The sequence below is a fragment of the Flavobacterium sp. genome, assembly GCF_031422135.1.
Classification (GTDB): Bacteria; Bacteroidota; Bacteroidia; order Flavobacteriales; family Flavobacteriaceae; genus Flavobacterium.
Genome location: NZ_JANOQD010000030.1, coordinates 188953 through 207789, shown reverse-complemented (window position 1 = coordinate 207789; position 18837 = coordinate 188953). Strand labels below are relative to the sequence as shown.

General features: G+C 34.0%; 12 protein-coding genes and 1 pseudogene. 11 read left to right on the top strand and 2 right to left on the bottom strand.

Translation table 11 applies throughout. The annotated features are described in order from the left end of the window. The 6 genes and pseudogenes from RMO70_RS05235 to RMO70_RS05210 form a co-directional block, all read left to right on the top strand. Positions 1–716, top strand: a pseudogene (locus RMO70_RS05235) (glutamate dehydrogenase); the annotation flags it as partial. Positions 717–837: 121 nt separating this feature from the next. Then, positions 838–3117, top strand: a complete 2280-nt coding sequence (locus RMO70_RS05230; RefSeq protein WP_310555362.1) for a T9SS type A sorting domain-containing protein — start codon at positions 838–840, stop codon at positions 3115–3117. Positions 3118–3180: 63 nt separating this feature from the next. After that, positions 3181–3894 carry a DNA repair protein RecO gene (gene recO, locus RMO70_RS05225; RefSeq protein ID WP_310555361.1) on the top strand — a complete coding sequence of 238 codons (714 nt, stop codon included), beginning with the start codon at positions 3181–3183 and terminating at the stop codon, positions 3892–3894. Positions 3895–4077: 183 nt separating this feature from the next. Continuing rightward, on the top strand, positions 4078–7650 hold the full coding sequence (gene ileS / locus RMO70_RS05220; RefSeq protein ID WP_310555360.1) for an isoleucine--tRNA ligase: 3573 nt from the start codon (positions 4078–4080) through the stop codon (positions 7648–7650). A gap of 8 nt (positions 7651–7658) precedes the next feature. After that, entirely contained in the window at positions 7659–8039 is a 381-nt protein-coding gene (locus RMO70_RS05215; protein WP_310555359.1) for a TraR/DksA C4-type zinc finger protein, read from the top strand. Positions 8040–8126: 87 nt separating this feature from the next. Next, positions 8127–8723: a lipoprotein signal peptidase gene (locus RMO70_RS05210; protein ID WP_310555358.1), complete on the top strand. Its 597-nt coding sequence runs from the start codon at positions 8127–8129 to the stop codon at positions 8721–8723. Positions 8724–8755: 32 nt separating this feature from the next. Here the strand turns inward: RMO70_RS05210 and RMO70_RS05205 are convergent, their stop codons facing one another. Next, on the bottom strand, positions 8756–9325 hold the full coding sequence (locus tag RMO70_RS05205) for a 5-formyltetrahydrofolate cyclo-ligase (protein ID WP_310555357.1): 570 nt from the start codon (positions 9323–9325) through the stop codon (positions 8756–8758). Further along, positions 9318–10295, bottom strand: a complete 978-nt coding sequence (locus RMO70_RS05200) for a succinylglutamate desuccinylase/aspartoacylase family protein (protein ID WP_310555356.1) — start codon at positions 10293–10295, stop codon at positions 9318–9320. The genes RMO70_RS05205 and RMO70_RS05200 overlap by 8 nt, the downstream gene beginning before the upstream one ends. Before the next feature lie 120 nt (positions 10296–10415). Between RMO70_RS05200 and RMO70_RS05195 the strand changes: the two genes are divergently transcribed. The 5 genes from RMO70_RS05195 to RMO70_RS05175 all read left to right on the top strand — a co-directional run bounded on the left by RMO70_RS05195 (position 10416) and on the right by RMO70_RS05175 (position 18751). Continuing rightward, complete coding sequence (locus RMO70_RS05195) at positions 10416–11738, top strand: Fic family protein (RefSeq protein ID WP_310555355.1); 1323 nt, start codon at positions 10416–10418, stop codon at positions 11736–11738. A 57-nt stretch (positions 11739–11795) separates the two neighbouring features. Further along, positions 11796–13592: an excinuclease ABC subunit UvrC gene (gene uvrC, locus RMO70_RS05190; protein ID WP_310555354.1), complete on the top strand. Its 1797-nt coding sequence runs from the start codon at positions 11796–11798 to the stop codon at positions 13590–13592. A 36-nt stretch (positions 13593–13628) separates the two neighbouring features. Next, positions 13629–15848 (top strand): patatin-like phospholipase family protein, encoded by a 2220-nt coding sequence (locus tag RMO70_RS05185; RefSeq protein WP_310555353.1) that lies wholly within the window; start codon positions 13629–13631, stop codon positions 15846–15848. Positions 15849–15954: 106 nt separating this feature from the next. Next, entirely contained in the window at positions 15955–17433 is a 1479-nt protein-coding gene (locus RMO70_RS05180; protein WP_310555352.1) for an amino acid permease, read from the top strand. A 160-nt stretch (positions 17434–17593) separates the two neighbouring features. Next, positions 17594–18751 carry a homogentisate 1,2-dioxygenase gene (locus tag RMO70_RS05175; RefSeq protein WP_310555351.1) on the top strand — a complete coding sequence of 386 codons (1158 nt, stop codon included), beginning with the start codon at positions 17594–17596 and terminating at the stop codon, positions 18749–18751. The last annotated feature ends 86 nt before the right edge of the window (positions 18752–18837 follow it).

The window sequence follows — 18837 nt, the reverse complement described above, 5'->3', positions numbered from 1 at the left end:
GTTACGGAACAGTTTATTTCGCTGAAGAAATGTTGAAAACCAAAAAAGATTCTTTCAAAAAGAAAACGGTTGTGGTTTCAGGTTCTGGTAACGTAGCTCAATACGCTATTCAAAAGGCCACTGAACTTGGAGCGAAAGTTGTCACCACTTCGGATTCTGACGGATACATTTACGATCCAGCAGGAATTGATGCAAAAAAATTAGAATTCATCATGGAGTTGAAAAACGAAAAACGTGGTCGAATTGAAGAATATGCAAAAAAATTCAAAGGTTCTAAATACATCAAAGGAAAAAAACCTTGGGAAGTAAAATGTGATATTGCATTACCTTGTGCAACTCAAAACGAACTAAACGAAGAAGAAGCAAAAACACTTGTGGCAAATGGTTGCATCTGTGTAGCTGAAGGCGCTAATATGCCATCAACCCCAGAAGCTGTAACTGTTTTTCAAAACGCAAAAATTTTATTTGCGCCAGGAAAAGCTTCAAATGCTGGTGGCGTTGCCACTTCTGGACTTGAAATGTCACAAAACTCATTGCGTTTGTCTTGGACTTCTGAAGAAGTTGATGATAGACTTAAAAACATTATGTTGAATATTCACGCTTCTTGTGTGAAATATGGTTCTGAAGCAAATGGATATGTGGACTATGTAAAAGGAGCAAACATAGCTGGTTTTGTAAAAGTAGCCGATGCAATGTTAGGCCAAGGAGTAGTTTAACTCTTTTTGTTGTTAAAAAATAAAGCGTTCGCCTAGGGGAACGCTTTTTTTATAAGTCGTATATTAAAAACAAAATAAATACGTTTTGTATTATATTTGTATATGAATTTAATGATTTCTAATGAAGTACTTTTTTAAAACTGTTTTTTTACTTACTATCACTTTTTGCTACAGCCAACAAAATTCTTTGTGGCAAGGTTATTTTTCGTATAACTCAATAAAAGACTTATCACAAAGCACCTCACAAGTATATGCAGCAGCGGACAATGCTTATTTTAAAAAAGACATTTTAGGAACCAATACAACTAAAGTATCTAGTGTTGAAGGTTTATCTGGACAAGAAATATCACAAATATACCACAGCGATACGTTTAAAAAAACCATTTTAGGACATACTGATGGATTAGTAATTGTCGTAAATGATGTAGATGGAGCCGTACTTAATATTGTGGATATTTTAAACAAGCCTTCGGTACCACAAAATAAGAAAAAAATAAATCACTTCACTGAATACCAAGGCAAAATCTATATCGCTACTGATTTTGGTGTTACAGTATTTGATATGAATACATTATCCTTCGGAGACACTTATTTTGTTGGGCCTGGAGGATCAAATATAGAAATCCTACAAACAACAATTTTCAATGGATTTATATATGCCGTTGCTGTTAATTATGGATTAATAAAAGCCTCTATAACGAACACTAACCTCATCGATTTCAATCAATGGACTTTAATTTCTCCTGGTGGCTGGTTAAGTGTTCAGGCTATGAGTTCACAACTCACTGCGATTACAACAGTTGGAAGTCTGTATAAGTTTAATGGCGACACTCCTATCTTTGTTGCAACTTACCCTCAAGTGCCAGTAGACACTAGATTCAATACTAATTTTTTAATCATAACAACACCAAATGCTATTTATGCTTATAACGAATCCTTGGTTGAAATTTCACGAGTAACTTCGATTCCCACTTCATTACAAGCAAAATTTACTTGCGCCACCATAATAAGTGACAAACTATATATTGGCACAAAAGAGAATGGCGTTTTTAGCACAACACTAAACAACCCAGTCGTTTTTGAAAACATAACGCCTAATAGTCCTGTTAGAAATAAAATTTTTGCAATTCAAACCTATTCTAAAGGATTATGGGCCGTATATGGGGATTATAGTGGAGATTATAATCCATATCCATTAGATGCCTTGGGAGTAAGTAAATATGATTCGAATAACCTATGGACAACAACCCCTTATGAAAGTTTATTTGATGCATTATCAATTACAAGAATTGCTATAAATCCAAAGAATGAAAATCAAGTATACTTCAGTTCTAATTATTCTGGACTATTAAAATTTGAAAACAATTTGCCATCCATCATTTATAATGCCTCAAATAGCAGTTTACAATCAATCATTGGTCAAATACCTAATGATATTAGAACAAATGGCTCTGGTTTTGACAAGAGTGGAAATCTTTGGATGACAAACTCATTAGTTGCAAATGGATTACAAGTACTAAAAACAAACGGTCAATGGCAAGGATTTCCATTAACTGGCGCATTGAACCCTTCTTCAATAAGTTTTGGACGACTCGCTATTGATAAAAATGATACCAAATGGCTAGTAACTAACTATTCAGGATTAGTTGGGTTTAACGAAAACTACAACAACAGATCTCTAAGAATAGATGAAGGAGAAAGCGAAGGAAATCTTCCAACAAGAGATGTTCGCGCTGTTGCTATCGACAATACTAACAAAATATGGATTGGAACGACTTTAGGACTCCGAGTTTTACAAAGTGCAGACTCGTTTTTAACACAAGACAATCTTAAATCCGAATCAATAATAATTGTAGAAGATGGGTTGGCGCAAGAACTACTTTACGAACAATTTATTACTGATATTGTTGTTGATGGTGCAAATAATAAATGGATAGGAACAAATGGCGCTGGTGTGTTTTTTATTTCTCCAGACGGACAACAAACCTATAATATTTTCACAAAAGAAAACTCACCATTACCCAGCAATGTTATCAACGATATTGATATTAACGCAATAACGGGTGAGGTTTATATCGCGACAGAATTTGGCTTGGTTTCCTACAAAGGATTTGCAACAAAAGGGGCCGAAAACCTTGATAATGTATATGCTTTCCCAAATCCAGTACGCCCAGAATTCAATGGGGTTGTTAGCATTACGGGATTAACAGATAAGGCAAACGTAAAAATAACCGATATTGAAGGAAATTTGGTGCACGAAGCCAACGCTGAAGGCGGTACTATACTTTGGGACACCAAAGCCTTCGGAAAATACAAAGTGGTCTCAGGAGTATATATGATTTTTGTTTCTACCGAAGATGGACTGTTGACCAAAACCAAAAAAGTAATGATAATAAGATAAATTACGGATTACAAATTACGAATCCCAAAACCGTAATTTGTAATTCAAAATTTGTAATTCTATATGCTCGTCAAAACCAAAGCTATCGTTATTTCATCCGTTAAATACCAAGAGAAAAGCCTGATTGTCAAATGCTTCACCCTTTCCGATGGTTTGAAATCCTATTTTGTTCGTGACGCCTTTTCTTCCCGAAAATCCAACCAAAAAATCGCCTATTTCCAGCCCTTATCAATACTAGAGATTGAAGCCATTCATAAAAACAAAGGCACATTAGAAAGTTTTAAAGAAATAAAAATTTCACAACCCTTTCAAACCATTCATACCGATTTAGTAAAAACTACCATCGTGATGTTTATCTCCGAAATACTTCACTATTCCATACACGAAGAAGAAAAAAACGAAAACCTATTCACATTTCTAGAAACTGCCCTAAACTGGCTTGACAATCATACTGAAATCGCTAATTTCCATTTGATTCTTATGCTCGAAATCACAAAATATTTAGGCTTTTATCCAGACACTTTAGATATTGATCAAAAACATTTTGAATTAAATGAAGGACGATTTTCGCCATTTCAAGCCACAAGCTCCTTATCTGAACACGAAACTAATTTGTTTAAAAAACTCCTTGAACTCAAATTCGACAACAACCAAAAAACATTTCACGTCATCGAACGCCAAATCCTATTGAGAATTCTCATCGATTACTACACCATTCATCTCGATGGATTCAAAAAACCAAAATCTCTCGAAGTACTAAAAGAAGTTTTTAGTTAAAATCATTAGGGCGTGACCCAGCAAAAAACTGGGTCGGGCTATCCGTTACAAGTCCTCGCTCTTCCTTCGTCAGGCTGTGGGCTTTCCACTGCTATCCCTCACGCAACCAAAACTTTCAACTTTCGACTTTCGACTTTCGACTTAATTTCTTACTTTCGCACCACGATTTAAGAAAAGAACAAAATGAGCACTAAATTTACTGAATACAAAGGACTTAATCTACCAACGGTAGCGTCAGAAGTTCTTGATTTTTGGAAAAAAGAAAACATCTTTGAAAAGAGTGTAACCACTCGCGAAGGTAATACACCATTCGTTTTTTTTGAAGGACCACCCTCGGCCAACGGATTGCCAGGAATTCATCACGTAATGGCACGCGCCATCAAAGATATTTTTTGCCGATATAAAACCCAAAAAGGATTTCAAGTAAAACGAAAAGCTGGTTGGGACACACACGGATTACCTGTAGAATTAGGAACCGAAAAAGAACTCGGTATCACCAAAGAAGATATTGGAACCAAAATCTCAATTGAAGAATACAACGAAGCCTGTAAAAAAACCGTCATGCGTTACACCGATGTGTGGAACGATCTCACCGAAAAAATGGGTTATTGGGTCGATATGGAAAATCCGTATGTGACCTACAAACCCAAATATATGGAATCGGTTTGGTGGCTTTTGAAACAAATCTATAACAAAGATTTGATGTATAAAGGATACACTATTCAGCCGTATTCTCCAAAAGCAGGAACAGGATTAAGTTCGCACGAAGTCAATCAACCTGGCTCGTATCGTGATGTTACCGATACGACTGTTGTAGCACAATTCAAAAGCCCCCTAACCCCCGAAGGGGGAACTAGCAACGATGTTTTAAAAGCATTTAAACTAGATTCTACTCCTCGAGAAAATTTGAGAGGGGATTTTTATTTTCTTGCTTGGACAACAACGCCTTGGACTTTGCCATCAAATACAGCATTAACCGTCGGGCCAAAAATAGATTATGTTTTGGTTAGAACTTTTAATCAATATACATCTGAGCCTGTTAATGTTATATTGGCTGAAAATTTATTAGAAAAGCAATTTTCAGGAAAATTATTTTATAATGGAACAGATACTATTGCTCAAAACGGATTTAAAAAAAGTTATGAAGAATTTCAAAAAGATATTGATTTAGAAATTGAAAAATATAAAATTGCTCTAAATTCTAATACTAATAATGAATTTGAAAAATCTTTTAAGCAAAATATAGAATCATTAGAATATAGAAAAGGTAAATTTCCTTATAAAATCATATCAAAATGCAAAGGTGCAGATTTAGTCGGAATTCGTTACGAACAATTAATGAAATTGGCATTGCCTTATGAAAATGCTGAAAACGCGTTTAGAGTAATTGCTGGCGATTTCGTAACCACCGAAGATGGAACAGGAATTGTGCACACCGCTCCAACATTTGGTGCCGATGATGCCAAAGTTGCTAAAGAAGCATCACCTGAAGTTCCGCCAATGTTAGTTCTTGACGAAAACGAAAACCCCGTTCCATTAGTCGACTTACAAGGAAAATTTATTCAAGGTTTGGGCGATTATTCTGGAAAATACGTTAAAAATGAATATTATAATGATGGTGAAGCACCTGAACGCTCTGCTGATGTGGAAATTGCCATTCAATTAAAAGAAGAAAATAAGGCTTTTAAAGTCGAGAAATATGTCCACAGTTACCCACATTGCTGGAGAACAGACAAACCTATTTTGTATTACCCACTGGATTCTTGGTTTATAAAAATTACCGAAGTTCGTGACCGAATGTTCGACCTCAACGAAACCATCAACTGGAAACCCAAAGCCACTGGCGAAGGTCGTTTCGGAAATTGGTTGAAAAACGCGAACGATTGGAACCTTTCTCGCTCTCGTTATTGGGGAATTCCATTGCCAATTTGGCGGACCGAAGACGGAACTGAAGAAATTCTTATTGGTTCAGTAGAAGAATTGTACAACGAAATCGAAAAATCAGTTTCAGCTGGTTTTCAGTCAGAAAATCCATTCAAAGGATTCGAAATCGGGAATATGTCTGAAGAAAATTACGACTTAATCGATTTGCATAAGAATGTAGTGGACGAAATTACGTTGGTTTCTACTTCAGGAAAACCAATGAAACGGGAATCTGATCTGATTGACGTTTGGTTCGATTCAGGCTCCATGCCTTATGCACAATGGCATTATCCGTTTGAAAACAAAGACAAAATTGACGAAAATAAAGATTTTCCAGGCGATTTCATCGCCGAAGGTGTCGATCAAACGCGTGGTTGGTTTTATACTTTGCACGCCATTTCGACATTAGTTTTTGATAAAATTGCTTATAAAAACGTTGTTTCTAACGGATTAGTTTTGGACAAAAATGGACAAAAAATGTCTAAACGTCTTGGAAACGCTGCCGATCCTTTTGAAACTTTGGCAGAATATGGTCCAGATGCTACACGCTGGTATATGATTTCGAACGCCAATCCGTGGGATAATTTAAAGTTCGATTTAGAAGGAATTGCAGAAGTGCGTCGCAAATTCTTCGGAACATTATATAATACCTATTCCTTCTTTGCGTTATATGCTAACATTGATGAGTTCAAATATGCCGAAGCAGAAATTCCGCTTAACGAAAGACCAGAGATTGATCGTTGGATTTTATCGGAATTAAACACGTTGATAAAAGTAGTCGATGATGCTTATGCTGATTATGAACCTACTAAAGCAACACGTGCAATTTCGGATTTTGTTCAAGAAAATTTGAGTAATTGGTACGTTCGTTTGTGTCGTCGCCGTTTTTGGAAAGGGGAATATGCACAAGATAAAATTGCGGCTTACCAAACCTTATATACTTGTTTGCTTACCGTGAGTAAGTTAGGTGCGCCAGTGGCTCCATTCTTTATGGATAAACTTTACAGAGATTTAACTTTAGCAACACAGTCAGAAAATTATGACAGTGTACATTTGGCAGAGTTTCCAAAATCAGTTGAAAACTTTGTTGATAAATCGTTAGAGAGTAAAATGGAGAAAGCGCAAATCATTTCATCACTAGTATTATCACTCAGAAAGAAAGAAATGATTAAGGTGCGTCAACCACTACAAAAGGTAATGATTCCAGTGCTTAACAATGCTTTTAGAGCTGAAATTGAAGCAGTTGCTGACCTGATTATGGCTGAGGTTAACGTAAAAGAAATTGAGCTTTTGGACGATGCTTCAGGAGTTTTGGTAAAGCAAATTAAGCCTAATTTCAAGGCATTAGGCCCACGTTTCGGTAAAGATATGGGGCTGATTTCCAAAGAAATACAAGCTTTAACACCAGATCAAATTAATAAATTAGACAATCAAGGTAGTCTAGATATTGTAATTGCTGGAAAAAGTGTAATTTTAACTTTAGAAGATGTAGAAATAACATCGCAAGATATTGAAGGTTGGTTGGTTGCAAATTCTAACGGAATTACCGTAGCATTAGACATTACAATTTCTGATGCATTAAGAAAAGAAGGAATTGCCCGAGAATTAGTAAACCGAATTCAAAATCTTAGAAAAGAAGCTGGTTTTGATGTAACAGATAAAATTAAAGTTGCCGTTCAAAAAAATGACATAATTAACCAAGCCATTTTAGACAACCAAGATTATATTAAATCTGAGACACTCACAAACGAGTTAATGCTTTTAGAACGTATCGAAAACGGTACGATTATTGAGTTTGATGATGTAAAAACAATGATTTTAATTTCAAAATAAAAGAGATTATGGTAGATGAACAAATAAGATTTTCTGATGCTGATTTAGCAGAGTTTAAAGAAATAATTAACAAAAAATTAGAAAAAGCAAGAATCGATTTAGACCTTATAAAAAGTGCCTATATGAATGATTTGAATAATGGAACTGATGATACATCACCTACATTCAAAGCATTTGAAGAAGGAAGTGAAACGATGAGTAAGGAAGCAAACTCACAATTGGCGATTCGTCAAGAAAAATTCATTCGCGATTTACGCAATGCATTAGTTCGTATCGAAAGTAAAACATACGGAGTTTGTAAAGTAACTGGAAAATTGATAAACAAAGACCGTTTGCGAATTGTACCTCACGCTACTATGAGTATTGAAGCGAAGAACTTGCAACGTTAATTTTTTTTGAAAAATAAATGTACTAACGCTCCTTTTGGGGCGTTTTTTATATAATAATGTTTATTTTTGCGAAATAATTTTATTAAAATGAATTTAAAGAAAGCTTATTTTGTTGTATTTCTAGTTTTGTTAGTAGATCAATTGTCAAAAATATATGTCAAAACACATTTTGTTTTACACGAAGAAGTTCAAGTTTTGTCTTGGTTCAAAATTCTTTTTATAGAAAACGAAGGAATGGCTTGGGGAGCAGAAATTCCCGGAGCTTATGGCAAATTAACTTTGACTATATTTCGAATCTTTGCTGTAGGAGGTATTGGCTATTGGCTATGGTATTCTGTTAGAAATCAGGCTTCATCAATTTTAATTTTTGCTATTTCATTAATATTAGCTGGTGCTTTTGGAAATATTATAGATTCTGTTTTTTATGGTAAAATATTTAACAGTAGCGATTTTACTGTAGCAACTTTTCTTAATGAAAAACCTTATGGGACTTGGTTTTACGGGAAAGTGGTTGATATGTTTTATTTTCCTATTTGGAGCGGTAATTTACCAACTTGGATTCCTGTTTGGGGCGGAAAACCGTTTACTTTTTTTAATGCCATTTTCAATGTTGCCGATTTTGCGATATCAACTGGCGTGGGAATTTTGATTGTTTTTAACAAAAAAGCTTTCGGAACTTCGTAGTTCCTAAAAATTATTTTGTTAAATTATTTCTTCTATATAGCAAAACATATAATTTCTTTTGGAGTTATACAATAATCCAATCTCACATCGCTTTCAAAAAAATCTAGAATTTCTTCTTCAGGTTCAAAAAAAGAAAGCCCAATTTTTATAGTTTTCGGATGGCATTGTGATAAAAAGGCATCATAAAATCCTTTGCCATACCCCACTCTATTTCCTTTTAGGTCGTAAGCTAATAGCGGAACAAAAACCACTTCTATTTTATTGATCGGAACGTGAATACCATCAATAGGCTCTGGAATATTGTATTTGTTTTTTTTGATTTTAGTATTGTCTGTCAGTAAATAATGGCCCATTTCTCGAGATTCAAAATCCGCTTTTGAAATCACAATTTCTTTATCTTTTCCATGCAAAATGTGTAAAATGTATTCTGTATTCACTTCTTTTTGTTCTTCTATGGAAAGGAAAATGTGAAAATAGGTTTTCTCCCAAATGTCTAACTGCAACAAAGTATTGGCTATAGCTATTGATCTTTCTTCTATTTGATTTTGGGATAGTTCGTTCCTTTTTGCTTTGTATTTTATTCTCAATTCTTTCTTATTCATTTCCTGTTGTGTTAGAAATGTGATAAATAGCGTCGCCTTGATATATTATTGGCGAATCGTTTGCATTAATGATAAATCCAGCATTTGGCGATTTTAATATATGCTCTACTTTTCCGTAAGGATCTGATATCTTAGCTAGAATTTGTCCCTTTTCAACAAAACTGCCTACTTTTGTCAATCCGTGAAACATCCCAGAGTGTTTCGCACGAATCCAATTTGATTTTTCAATATACAATGTTTTGTTTTCAGGAAATGAAACTTTCTTTCTAGCATTTAGCATCTTCAAACTATGCAAAACTCGCTTAGTTCCTTCTAATCCCTCATTGGTAATTTCTTCATTAATATCTATAGATTTTCCGCCTTCAAAAAGCAGCATTTTTACGCCCAACTTATCACACGAGTTTCGGAACGAGCCTAAAATATTTTTAGAAAACAATCCAAAAGGAGCGTTAAAAACATCGGCCAAAGCTTTCAACTCTGAATTGTCTGGCACAATTCGCACTTGTGCAGCGTTGAATCGGCTGGCGCCGCCTGCGTGAAAATCGATTGCATAATCAATATGAGGAATTATTTCAGTTAAAATAGAATGAGCAAATTGACTTGCCAATGAGCCAGTCTTACTTCCTGGGAAAACCCGATTCAAATCACGACCATCAGGAAATTCACGTGTTTGATTCAAAAAACCAAAAACATTAATTACAGGAATGCATATTATAGTTCCTATTTTTGGTTTGTTGATTTTTTGGGTTATAATCTGCCTTACAATTTCAATTCCATTAATTTCATCACCATGCAAACCCGCTGAAAACAAAACTGTAGGGCCTTCAAATTTGGATCTTTCCACAATAATTGGAATTTTCAATTTTGTCATTGTGTGGAGTTTAGCAATTTCCATATTAATGGTTTTGCTTTCGCCAGGCAAAATGGTTTCTTTTAAAATCGTAATGTTTTTGCGTTCGTGGTGCGTCATATATTAGGATAAAAGTATAAATATAGAAAATTATGAATTATGAATTATAAGTTGTGGGTTGTTTTTCGGTTTTAAACATTTGAATTTGTAAATTTGAAAAGTAATTTATTCAAACGATAAATGGAAAATTCAACAAAAGCATTAGAATTAAAATCAATTTTAGACAAGCTTCGCCCTATTAATAAGGAACAAGAAGATAGAATAATGCAAAAATTTCGTTTAGATTGGAATTATCATTCTAACCATTTAGAAGGAAATACGCTAACCTATGGGGAAACCAAAGCGTTACTTTTATTTGGAATTACGGCTCAAGGGAAACCGCTTAAAGATCATTTTGAAATAACGGGACATAATGAAGCCATCAATTGGGTGATTGATGTGGTAAAAGGCGATTATCCATTAACCGAAAATTTCATTAGAGAACTACACTCGCTTTTATTAAAAGAACCTTATGAAGTTGATGCCATTACACCAGATGGAAAACCAACCAAAAAGAGAATAAATATAGGTAGCTACAAAACATCAGCAAATCATGTAAAAACAAAAACAGGTGAGATTTTCTATTTTGCCACACCCGAAGAAACCCCAGCCAAAATGTATGATTTGTTGGTTTGGTATAATGAAAAAATACTAGAAAAATTAAATCCAATATTATTAGCCGCAGAGTTTCATTACAAATTCATCAGAATTCATCCTTTTGATGATGGAAATGGCAGAACAGCTAGAATCATAATGAATTTTATTTTAATGAAATTTGGTTATCCGCCAGTAATTATAAAAACACAAGATAAAGACAATTATTTTGCCGTTTTACAACTTGCCGATGCAGGAAATTTAGAATCTTTTTTGGAATACATTGCTCAAAATTTAATTCGCTCTTTAGATATTATGATTGCAGGAGCCAATGGAGAAAACATTGAGGAAGAGGATGATTTAGATAAGGAGATTGCTTTGTTGGAGCAGAGGCTTAATTTTATTGGCGAAAAATCTGAAAAAGTAAAATCTTTACTAGTGATTAAAGAAATTTTTGATTTGACTATAGTACATTTACATTTAAGATTATTTTCTAAATTATCAAAATTTGATGTTTTTTATTTAAATAAAGAGATTACTGTTGAAATTGAAAATAAAATTTTAGGAACTAAATATTATTATGAAGGGATTAAGAAGCTAATAACTGAAAACACAAATTTTATTAATTTTAAAACAAATTTTAAAAATTTTAAAAATATTGGCTTTGATAATTTTGATTATGAATCATTTGTAAGTTTCAATTTCAACATTTTGAGTTACACAGTTATTTTTAATAAAGATGATATAATTGAAAAACCATACGGAACCCAACTGACCGATTCCGAAATCGACAAAATTTTAAAATCAGAGGTTAAACGCCACAAAGAATTTATCGAGCAAAAAATCGCCGAAAAAGAGAGCAATCTATAAAATCTGAAGTCTTTTTTCTTTGCTCTTTCATCTAATTTCAAAAAATCTGCAATCAAAATGACAATTCCTTCTCTTGAACTACAAATACAATCCCTACCCGATAATCCCGGAGTATATCAGTATTATGACAAAGAAGACAAAATTTTATATGTTGGAAAAGCCAAAAACTTAAAAAAAAGAGTTTCCTCCTATTTTAATAAAGTGCACGACACGGCCAAAACCAATGTTTTAGTCAAGAAAATTGTCACCATCAAACACATAGTGGTTCCTACAGAAAGTGATGCATTGCTTTTAGAAAATAATTTGATAAAAACATTGCAGCCAAGATACAATGTACTCCTTCGTGACGACAAAACTTATCCATGGATTTGCATCAAAAAAGAACCCTTTTCGAGAATTTTTCCAACGCGAAAAATGATAAAAGATGGTTCCGAATATTTTGGCCCTTACACCAGTTTCAAAACTGTACATACCATTTTAGATTTGATAAAGGAACTTTATCCGTTGCGAACTTGCAACTTCGATTTGAGCCAAAAAAACATCGAAACCAACAAGTTTAAGGTTTGTTTAGAATATCATATTGGCAATTGCAAAGGTCCTTGCGAAGGATACGAAAGCTTAGAAAATTACCAAACTCAAATCAATGCCATTCGCGAAATCTTAAAAGGAAACTTCAAAGAATCAATGAAGGATTTTAAACGTATGATGATTGATTTGGCAACGAATATGCATTTTGAAGAAGCCCAAAAAATCAAAGAAAAAATAGAAGTTCTCGAAAATTATCAGTCACGTTCCACTATAATAAATCCAAAAATTACCAATATTGATGTTTTCTCTATTGTTTCAGACGAAGGAGCCGCTTTTGTGAATTTCTTGCAAATTTCACACGGATCGATTATCCGTTCCCATACCTTAGAAATCAAGAAAAAACTAGACGAATCTGATCAAGAACTATTGGAATTAGCCATAATCGAACTTCGGGAACGTTTCAAATTACTATCCCGAGAACTTATTGTCCCTTTTGAGGTTGAAGTGGGCGAAAACCTAAAAATAACCGTTCCACAACTGGGTGACAAAAAACAAATTCTAGATTTATCCACTCGTAATGCGAAATTTTTCAGGATTGAGCAACTCAAACAACTCCAAATTGTAGATCCTGAACGCCACGTGAACAGAATTATGGCACAAATGCAAAAAGATTTGCGGCTTTCGGTTGAACCGCGCCATATAGAATGTTTTGACAACTCCAACATTCAAGGAACCAATCCTGTAGCAGCCTGTGTTGTTTTTAAAGACGGGAAACCCAGCAAAAAAGACTACCGCCATTTCAATATAAAAACCGTTGAAGGCCCGAATGATTTTGCATCGATGGAAGAAGTGGTTTATCGAAGATACAAGCGATTGTTAGACGAAAATCAACCTTTGCCAAACCTAATAATCATTGATGGCGGGAAAGGACAATTGTCATCGGCCTTAAAAATTATGGACGAACTCGATTTGCGTGGTAAAATTGCCATAATAGGAATTGCAAAACGTTTGGAGGAACTGTTTTATCCAGGAGATTCAGTACCATTATATCTCGATAAAAAATCGGAAACACTCAAAATAATTCAGCAGTTACGTAACGAGGCGCATCGATTCGGAATCACTTTTCACCGAGACAAACGCAGCAAAGCATCACTGGTTTCCTCAATGGACAACATTCCAGGGATAGGCGAAAAAACAATGGAAATGTTAATAAAACATTTCAAAAGTGTTAAAAGATTAAAATTAGCCTTAGAAAATGAAATTTCTGACGTAGTTGGCGCATCAAAAGCAAAAAAAATTCACGACTTTTACAAAACTAAAGAATAAAAGGTGGTTCACTTTTCTAAAACAGAAACAAAAAATATGCAAAAAATAAAAAGTAGTGTTTTTTATTTCTTGCCTATTATTTTTTGTTTCTCATATTTCACATTACAAGCTCAAGACACTATCAAAAAAGCAAAAATTGGCTTGGTTTTAAGTGGTGGCGGAGCCAAAGGTTTTGCACACATTGGTGTTTTAAAAGAAATTGAAAAAGCAGGAATCAAAATTGACTACATAGGCGGAACCAGTATGGGAGCAGTTGTCGGCGGATTATATGCTTGTGGCTACTCTGCAAACCAACTGGATTCCATCTTTAGAGGAACCAATTTTGACGAGCTCATTCAAGACTTTGTACCTCGTAACAATAAAACATTTTACGAAAAACGAAACGATGAAATGTATGCTTTAAATCTACCTTTCAAAAATTTCAAATTATCAGTACCTAAAGGGCTTTCCAAAGGGCTGTACAACTACAATTTAATAAGTAAACTGACGCACAATTTTCGCCATATTCGAGATTTTAATCAACTAAAAATACCGTTTCTTGCGATAGCCACTAATGTTGAGACTGGAAAAGAAAAGGTTTTTAAATGTGGTAATCTTCCCTTAGTCCTATCTGCAAGTAGTGCTTTCCCATCCTTGTTCTCTCCTGTGGAAATTGATGGGGAAATTTATATCGATGGTGGAGTTGCTAACAATTATCCCGTTGAAGAAGTGAGAAAAATGGGAGCTACTATTATTATTGGAGTTGATGTTCAAGACGGATTAAAAACTCGAGATGAAATTAATGGAGCAACGGGAGTTCTGGTTCAAATTTCAAATTTTCAAATGATTGAAAAAATGAAAGAAAAAATAGAAAAAACAGATATTTATATCAGACCAAATGTAGAAGAATTTACTGTGATTTCTTTTGACCAAGGAGAAACTATTATCAAAAAAGGACAAATTGCCGCTAACTTGCTTAAAGATAAACTAGAAAAACTAAGAACAAATTACATTAAAGTCAATGATTCTTCAAACAAGGTAGACAGTTTATTTATCAAAAATATTATTATTAAAGGATTAAAAAATTATACCAGATCCTATGTAATAGGGAAGTTACGTTTTAAACAAGGGACTAAAATTAATTATACTGATCTTCACGATGGTATCAACAACTTAAACGCAACACAAAACTTTAGCGCTATAAATTATGAACTCATAAAAGAGAATGAAAGCGAAATACTAGTTATTGATATTCGAGAAAATCCAATAAAGACCAATTTAAAATTCAGTTTGCATTACGACGACTTATACAAAACTGGTGTTTTAATAAACTTAACTCAAAAAAAGTTGCTTTTTAAGAACGATGTAGCATCATTCGATTTTATATTGGGAGATAATTTTAGATACAACTTAGACTATTATATTGACAATGGCTTTAATTGGAGTTTTGGTTTCAAATCAAGATTAAACACTTTTAACAAAAATAGTAAAACAGATTTTAATGGGAATAACATCATTAATAGACTAGGGCTAAAGACTATTAATATTGATTATTCTGATTTTTCAAACCAAGGCTATATGCAAACACTATTTGCAAATAAATTTCTTATTGGTACAGGACTTGAGTACAAGTATATTACAATACAATCAAGTTCCATTCAAAACATCACAGCTTACTTTGACAAAAGCTGGTATACATCGGTTGTAGGGTTTTTAAAATACGATTCTTTCGATAATAAGTATTTTCCGAAAAAAGGATGGTCCTTTATGGGAGACGCACAATATTTTTTCTCTTCATCAGATTTTTATAATAATTTTGATCCCTTTACAAATTTTAAAGCGGATGCAGCTATTGTTCAAACTTTTTATAAAAAATTTTCGGTAAAACTTCAAACTGAGGGTGGATTTGTATTTGGCGAAAGTACAAATCATGTATTTGATTTTGTACTAGGAGGCTATGGATTTAACAAAATAAACAATTTCAAACCTTTCTATGGGTATGATTTTTTAGAATTATCCGGAGATAGTTACGTCAAAGCATCATTTAGCATAGATTATGAGTTTGTTAAAAAAAATCACATCAATTGGAATATGAATTATGCTAATATTGGAAACAATATTTTTGAAAATAAAATTTGGGTGTCTAAACCTCAATTCTCTGGTTACGGGATTGGTTATGGGATTGAAACACTCCTTGGTCCTATAGAAATAAAACACAGTTGGTCTCCAGAAACTAGAGATCATTTTACTTGGTTTACAGTTGGTTTTTGGTTTTAAAAAAGCACTTTTGTTAAAATAATTAGAGAAAAATGTGTTTTTAGTGTAAATGTTTCTAAAAAAACCTATTTTTGGGACACTAAAAACCAAACAAAAATTTATTTATATGTCTATTTGGAAGAAAAAATCAATATCCCTTTTGCTTGCAGAAGCGTCTGAATCAGAAAAAGGATTAAAAAGAACGTTAACCGCTTGGTCACTTGTTGCCCTAGGAATTGGAGCTATTATTGGTGCTGGATTGTTTGTAAGAACAGCAACTGCTGCTGCTCAAAACGCTGGTCCATCAGTTACTATAGGATTTATAGTAGCTGCAATAGGATGTGCATTAGCGGGACTTTGTTATGCTGAATTATCATCATCAATTCCGATTTCTGGAAGTGCATACACCTATACTTATGCCACAATGGGTGAGCTTTTAGCTTGGATTATTGGTTGGGATTTAATTCTAGAATATGCAGTAGGTGCTGCGACAGTAGGAATAGCCTGGAGTGAATATTTGAATAATTTACTGGTCAATGTACTCCATACAAGTCCAATACCGTATTCGTTATCGCATTCGCCATTTCAAACTTCTGCCTTAGGAGAAAGTGGAATTATAAACTTACCTGCCTTATTTATTGTAGGAGTTATCAGTTTGTTGTTAATAAAAGGAACACAGGAATCAGCATTTGTAAATGGAATCATTGTAATTATAAAAGTTTCTATTGTAATTATGATTATCGTTTTTGGATGGAGTTTTATCAATCCTGTAAATCACACACCTTATATTCCAGAACCGTCAATATTTACCGATGATGCAGGAGTTGGGCACAATTATGGTGGAATAATGGGGATTCTTGGAGCCGCTGGAACTGTTTTCTTTGCATTTATTGGTTTTGACGCAGTAAGTACTGCTGCACAAGAAACTAAAAACCCAAAACGCGATATGCCTATTGGAATTTTAGGATCATTGGCTGTTTGTACTGTTTTATACATTCTTTTTGCACACGTTTTAACAGGTCTAGAATCAGTAGAGTTTTTCAGAACAGGCGGAAAAGAAGCTTCTGTAGCTAATGCAATCACTTCTTCAATGGAAGGATATGGCTGGTTAGCACAGTTTGTTACGGTAGCCATTTTGTTCGGATTTACTTCTGTTATTTTAGTAATGTTACTTGGGCAATCAAGGGTTTTCTATTCAATGGGTAAAGATGGTTTGTTACCAAAAGCATTCGGAGACTTGCATTCAAAATACAAAACGCCATACAAAGCTAATCTTGCTATTTTAGTAATAGTTGGATTGTTTGCTGCATTTGTACCTGGAGATATTGTTGGAGATATGACAAGCATTGGAACATTATTTGCCTTTATTTTAGTATGTCTTTCCGTTATTGTTTTACGCAAAACAAACCCAGAAATGAAACGTGAATTCAGAACACCTTTTGTTCCTTTTGTTCCTATTTTAGGAATCGTAGTTTGTTTGGCAATGATTTACGGTTTAGGTTGGACAAACTGGTTAAGACTAGCGGGTTGGTTAGTATTAGGTTTGATTATCTATTTTGCGTACAGTAAGAAAAACAGTGTCTTAAACAATCCTGATAAAAAATAAATTTATTTTATAATTTATAAAAAGGTATTAAAATTTGATTCGTCATTTTTTAATACCTTTTTGCTTTGTAAATAATTCACAATAAACATTTCTAAAAACGAATTATTTCCGATATTTGTTTAATGAATTTGATTTAAGAATCAATTTAAAAAAAGATATAATGCCACTTTATCATAAACTAGGAACTTTTCCGCAAAAGCGACACACACAGTTCGAGAAACCAAATGGCGGATTATACTACGAACAATTATTTGGTACCGAAGGTTTTCACGGGCATTCATCGTTGTTGTATCATATTCATCGTCCAACTCAAGTCAAAGAAATCTTGAAATCGTATTCCGTCGAGCCAAAAATTGCTATAGGTAAAAATATAAAATCCCTTTTACTAAAAGGATTCGAACTCAAACCAGAAAGCGATTTTCTAGAGAGCCGCAAACCAATGCTAGTTAATAAAGATTGCACCATAGGTTTGGCGGCGCCACAAGAATCGTTAACCGACTATTTCTATAAAAATGCCGATGCAGATGAGCTGATTTTCATTCATAAAGGTTCGGGTAAACTCAGAACTATGATGGGAAATATCGATTTTGAATATGGCGATTATCTAGTTATTCCTCGAGGAATGATATACCAAATTCAATTCAATTCTTCAGAAAACAGATTGTTTTATGTAGAAAGTTTTTCTCCATTTTATACCCCAAAACGATACAAAAATGAGTCGGGTCAGCACCTAGAACATTCTCCATTTTGTGAGCGCGATTTCAAATTGCCGTCTGAGATAGAAACTTACGATGAAAAAGGCGATTTTCTAATCAAAATCAAAAAAGAAGGAATGATTCACGAAGTCGTTTATGCCACACATCCTTTTGATGTTGTCGGTTGGGATGGTTACAATTTCCCTTATGCTTTTTCAATTCATAACTTTGAACCCATAACAGGTCGTGTGCACCAACCACCGCCAGTACATCAAACCTTTGAAACGGCGACTTTCGTAGTGTGTTCCTTCTGTCCAAGATTGTACGATTACCATCCAAAATCCATTCCAGCACCCTACAATCATAGCAATATTGATTCAGACGAAGTTTTGTATTATGTCGATGGCGATTTTATGTCCAGAAACAATATCGAACAAGGTCACATCACATTACACCCAAAAGGAATTCCACACGGTCCAGCACCAGGCGCAATGGAACGAAGCATCGGTCATACCGAAACTCAAGAATTGGCAGTTATGGTTGATACTTTTCGTCCACTTATGGTAACCGAAGAAGCTATGGGAATAGATGATGGGAAATATTATAAATCATGGTTAGAATAAATTAGATAATGTGTCAATGAGGAAATTAGATAATTAAAAAAATCATCCAAATTCAACATTATCTAATTAACAAATTATCTCATTTT

Bases quoted from the DNA above. Each gene is read 5' to 3' on its own strand.
- RMO70_RS05230 (WP_310555362.1), top strand. From the start codon at position 838: ATGAAGTACTTTTTTAAAACTGTTTTTTTACTTACTATCACTTTTTGC.
- recO (WP_310555361.1), top strand. From the start codon at position 3,181: ATGCTCGTCAAAACCAAAGCTATCGTTATTTCATCCGTTAAATACCAA.
- RMO70_RS05200 (WP_310555356.1), bottom strand. From the start codon at position 10,295: ATGACGCACCACGAACGCAAAAACATTACGATTTTAAAAGAAACCATT.
- RMO70_RS05175 (WP_310555351.1), top strand. From the start codon at position 17,594: ATGCCACTTTATCATAAACTAGGAACTTTTCCGCAAAAGCGACACACA.
- ileS (WP_310555360.1), top strand. From the start codon at position 4,078: ATGAGCACTAAATTTACTGAATACAAAGGACTTAATCTACCAACGGTA.
- uvrC (WP_310555354.1), top strand. From the start codon at position 11,796: ATGACAATTCCTTCTCTTGAACTACAAATACAATCCCTACCCGATAAT.
- RMO70_RS05215 (WP_310555359.1), top strand. From the start codon at position 7,659: ATGGTAGATGAACAAATAAGATTTTCTGATGCTGATTTAGCAGAGTTT.
- RMO70_RS05180 (WP_310555352.1), top strand. From the start codon at position 15,955: ATGTCTATTTGGAAGAAAAAATCAATATCCCTTTTGCTTGCAGAAGCG.
- RMO70_RS05185 (WP_310555353.1), top strand. From the start codon at position 13,629: ATGCAAAAAATAAAAAGTAGTGTTTTTTATTTCTTGCCTATTATTTTT.
- RMO70_RS05205 (WP_310555357.1), bottom strand. From the start codon at position 9,325: ATGAATAAGAAAGAATTGAGAATAAAATACAAAGCAAAAAGGAACGAA.
- RMO70_RS05210 (WP_310555358.1), top strand. From the start codon at position 8,127: ATGAATTTAAAGAAAGCTTATTTTGTTGTATTTCTAGTTTTGTTAGTA.
- RMO70_RS05195 (WP_310555355.1), top strand. From the start codon at position 10,416: ATGGAAAATTCAACAAAAGCATTAGAATTAAAATCAATTTTAGACAAG.